We start from the raw sequence: 3,718 nt of genomic DNA, 5'->3' as shown, positions 1-3,718 counted from the left end.
CTAGCATCTTTCACCAATGCAGATTGCCGGAACAGGGCAGTTCTGCCCAAGCAGGCAGGAAAACCCCACATGCGCCATTGCGGTCTCGGTGCAACCGCGATCCCCTGCAGCAAAACTCATTCCAAAGCCCAGACTTCCGGCAGAAGCCGCCCTCTACGAGCAAAGTGTACGGGCAAAGTGAGGGTAGAGCGTATATCATTACCCCTTCGGCTGGGCAATGTCGAACTCGGCGTCGTAGTCGAAGTCCTCCTCTTCGTCAGCCCAGTCTTCCTCCAGCCTCTCGTCCCCCGCCAGCTCCTCTTCCTCCAGGCGGCGCTTTTCTTCGTATTCCTCATCCTCTAGGCCCAAAGCAGCCCGCTCTGCCCGCCGCTGGAAGCGCTCCAGTGCCGCTGGAGTGATGAAGGGATAGGGCAACCCTTGCGCTTGGGCCTCCTCCAGCGCTGCGCGGTAGCTCTCCACTTCCTTGATGTCGATTTTCCAACCGGTGAGGCGGGCTGCTAGGCGCACATTTTGCCCCTCTTTGCCGATGGCCAAACTGAGCTGGTCGCTGTTGACCAACACATGAGCTTGCTGGATTTCCGGATCCACTAGCCGCACCTCCACCACCTTGGCCGGGCTGAGGGCGTTGGCAATGTAGGTGGCAGGATCCGGCGACCAGCGGATGACATCGATTTTCTCGTTGCGCAGCTCTGCTACCACCGCCTGAATCCGGGATCCCCTCGCGCCAATACAGGCCCCCACTGGATCCACGTCCCGCTCCACCGTATCGACCGCAATCTTGGTACGTGGCCCCACATTTCGGGAAGGGGGGTTGGCCTCCCGCGCCACTGCCACAATCCGCACGATATCCTCTTCAATTTCTGGCACCTCGTTGGCAAACAGGTTCACCACCAAGCCAGCATCGGCCCGGGAAACCAAAAGCTGTGGCCCCCGCCGGGATCCCTCATAGACTTTCTTGAGATAGACCTTCATCACCGCGTTGGGAGTGTAGCGATCGCTGGCCAGCTGTTCCTTCTTGGGCAGTTCTGCTTCCACCTCAGGTTGTCCGAAACCGCTGGATACCGACATGATCACCGTCTGCCGCTCTGTGCGCAGCACCCGTGCCTGCAGTACGGTTTTTTCCAGATCGCGGAACTCTTCCTGAATCAGACGGCGCTGCTGATCCCGTAACTTTTGCGCCAGCACCTGCTTGGTTTGGATGGCCGCCATGCGGCCAAATTCCGCCTGTTGTGGGGTGACATCATCTGTGACTTCCCAGCCTACTTCGGCTTCTGGGTAATCCTGCTGCACGTCGTACAGAGAGATCTCGTGATCCGGATCCTGTACCTGCTCAACGATGGCTTTGGTGGCCAAAACGCGAAAGCCTCCTGCCTCCACATCCAACTCCACATCGAAATTGCGGAAGTGGTCTTCTGCAAAGACCACATCTCGCTGGATGGTTTTGCGGTAGCGTTCGTAGCCCTTGAGCAGCGCCTCTCGCAGGGCATCGGTGACCACATGGCGGGGCAAGTTGCGCTCCCGCGAGATCATCTCCACCATTTCCGCCAAACCCGGCAGAGGCACCATCGCCATAACCACTGTCCTCCTGCACAAACTTCGTGAAACTTGCTGTTGCTATTGCTCCACAGCGGGAACTGAACCCGCATCTCTGATGCGAAGGGAGGGCCGCACCACCTGCGGTCAAACGCTCTCTCTATCTCCGGTCTCCTAGTCAGTTTCCGATGAGAGGGCAACCCGCTGCACCGAAGCGCGGGGCAACTGAACTCGCCGCCCCTTGAGGGATAAGGCAACCCTCTCCTCATCCCGACCCAGCAGGTGTCCTGACCAAACGGCTTTGCCCTTGTAGGGTGGATCCAAGGTCACCTCCACCGCAAACCCTTTGAAAACCACAAAGTCGCGATCGCTGGTGAGAAGGTTGCTGATGCCAGGGCTGGACACCTCCAACACATACTGGCCTGGGATCAGATCCACCCGATCCAGCTCGACTTCTAAGGCTTGGCTCATGGCTTCGCAATCGGCATGGCTGGTTTCTCGGTCGGGATCCAGTGGGCGGATATCCACCCGCAGAACTGGCGGATGCTGGTTGGTGTGGAAAACCATCTGCACCAACTGGTATCCCAGTTGAGCGGCCAAGGGACGGGCCAAGCTCTCCAACTGTGGAATAAGAGGGTGAACCATAACCAACTTGTCACCAACCGGGTGTTGCCGCCAGATCCAAACCCCTTTGAGCCGGAGCTGGCAAAGGGGACAGTAAGCCCCCTCAAAAAGCAAAGAAGTGGGTACCACCCACTCCCCGTTGCTATCGCGGAGCTCCTTGAGGCTCGCCCAGAATCAGTACAGACTTCGAGCGCATCCCCCCTACCTCCTAATTTAGAAGATCTCCTCCGGTTTTGTCATGGGGATCCCCAAAAGGCAACATCTATAATGTGGACAACTGCGGATTTGCCCAGATATCCAGCCGCGTTTTGTGGGGTTCCCTATGACTGTTGCCTTTTCCTACCCGATCTTCGGCCCCAGCATTCAGTGCCCCCACTGTCGGCAAACGATTGCGGCCCTCACCCTGACCGATACCTACCTCTGCCCTCGCCATGGTGCATTTGAGGCGGATGCTGAACAAGAGGAGCTGGTACACCTGCAATCCGGACGGCGCTGGCGCTTTTGGGAAGGTCGCTGGTTTCGTCAGCACACCCACGCCGATGGGATCCGTTTTGAGATTCATGAAGAATTGGATCGGCTGCGCATGCAAGGGATGCGAGCCACTCAGGTGATCGTGGCCGAGCGCTACCGCCAGCTGCTCACCCCTTATCTGGAGCAGGGATCCCACCGTCGCCCTGGCCCACCTCGCCTCTATGGCTTGCCCGTCAGCTTCAGCTCCCAAATCCCAGAGGATAGGGGTGGATCCCCTCAGCGCTGGCGGGTGATCAACTTTGAGCTGACCTACGAGATCGACCCGGCCATGCGGCAGCCGCAATCCCGTCTGCAACTGTGTGATTAGAAAGGCGAACAGGTAGAGAGCTGTTGGAAAATTGGTGGCTGCTCAAGTCTTCTAGAACTGGAAGTTTCCTTCCGCGGCGGGAAGCGCTATGCCTTGATAGGTGTAGCCGATAAACTTGGGCTGGTCGGCCATATAAAACCGCTCCAGTTGCTCAAACCGAAACCCCGCTTCTCGGATCAACCGGGCCATATCTCGGTTGAGGTTGCAGCCATCTGCAATCACTTTTTGGAGGGGGTTGAGACGATTTTGCCATCTTTGCACCTGGGGATCCTCACTGAGGCCGTGTTCGAGAAAAAACAGCTTTCCCCCTGCTCGCAACACCCGCCGGATCTCTCTCAAAGCCTTGGCCACATTGGGAATGCTGCACAATGTCCAGGTGCTGACCACGCTATCAAAACTCTGGCTTGGAAAAGGCAGTTTCTGGGCATCCGCCACCTGCCAATCAACGGCGATGGGAGAAGATGCAATGCGCCGACGAGCCAGGGATCCCATGCCGGGATTGGGATCTACCCCTGTGATCTTTCGAATGTGCTCTGGGTAGCAGGATAGGTTGAGGCCGGTGCCAAAACCAATCTCCAGAACGGATCCCTGCACATGGGCCAGAAGCTGCCGCCGATAGCGCTCCATCCCTTCCCCCGAGAGAGCTAAATCCAACAGCCGCGGGAAGATTATTCGGCGATAGAGCATGCCTCTAACCCCCAAAACCCTGAACTTTGCTGAATT

General features: G+C 57.8%; 4 protein-coding genes. 1 reads left to right on the top strand and 3 read right to left on the bottom strand.

Going from position 1 to position 3,718, the window contains the following annotated elements:
* Positions 1–198: 198 nt before the first annotated feature.
* Entirely contained in the window at positions 199–1,572 is a 1,374-nt protein-coding gene (gene nusA / locus NW843_RS12390; RefSeq protein WP_414523088.1) for a transcription termination factor NusA, read from the bottom strand.
* 135 nt (positions 1,573–1,707) lie between these two features.
* Positions 1,708–2,178 carry a ribosome maturation factor RimP gene (gene rimP, locus NW843_RS12385; protein WP_011433822.1) on the bottom strand — a complete coding sequence of 157 codons (471 nt, stop codon included), beginning with the start codon at positions 2,176–2,178 and terminating at the stop codon, positions 1,708–1,710.
* Positions 2,179–2,479: 301 nt separating this feature from the next.
* Between rimP and NW843_RS12380 the strand changes: the two genes are divergently transcribed.
* Positions 2,480–2,995 carry a TIGR02652 family protein gene (locus NW843_RS12380; RefSeq protein WP_011433824.1) on the top strand — a complete coding sequence of 172 codons (516 nt, stop codon included), beginning with the start codon at positions 2,480–2,482 and terminating at the stop codon, positions 2,993–2,995.
* A 51-nt stretch (positions 2,996–3,046) separates the two neighbouring features.
* Here the strand turns inward: NW843_RS12380 and NW843_RS12375 are convergent, their stop codons facing one another.
* The gene (locus NW843_RS12375) at positions 3,047–3,682 is read right to left on the bottom strand and encodes a class I SAM-dependent methyltransferase (protein WP_414523087.1); all 636 of its coding nucleotides are present in this window, start codon (positions 3,680–3,682) and stop codon (positions 3,047–3,049) included.
* Between the last annotated feature and the right edge of the window lie 36 nt (positions 3,683–3,718).

Source organism: Synechococcus sp. R5-12 (genome assembly GCF_047502655.1).
Lineage (GTDB): Bacteria > Cyanobacteriota > Cyanobacteriia > Thermostichales > Thermostichaceae > Thermostichus.
Note: the sequence above shows the minus strand (reverse complement) of the source record. Positions and strands in the feature narration are given on the sequence as shown.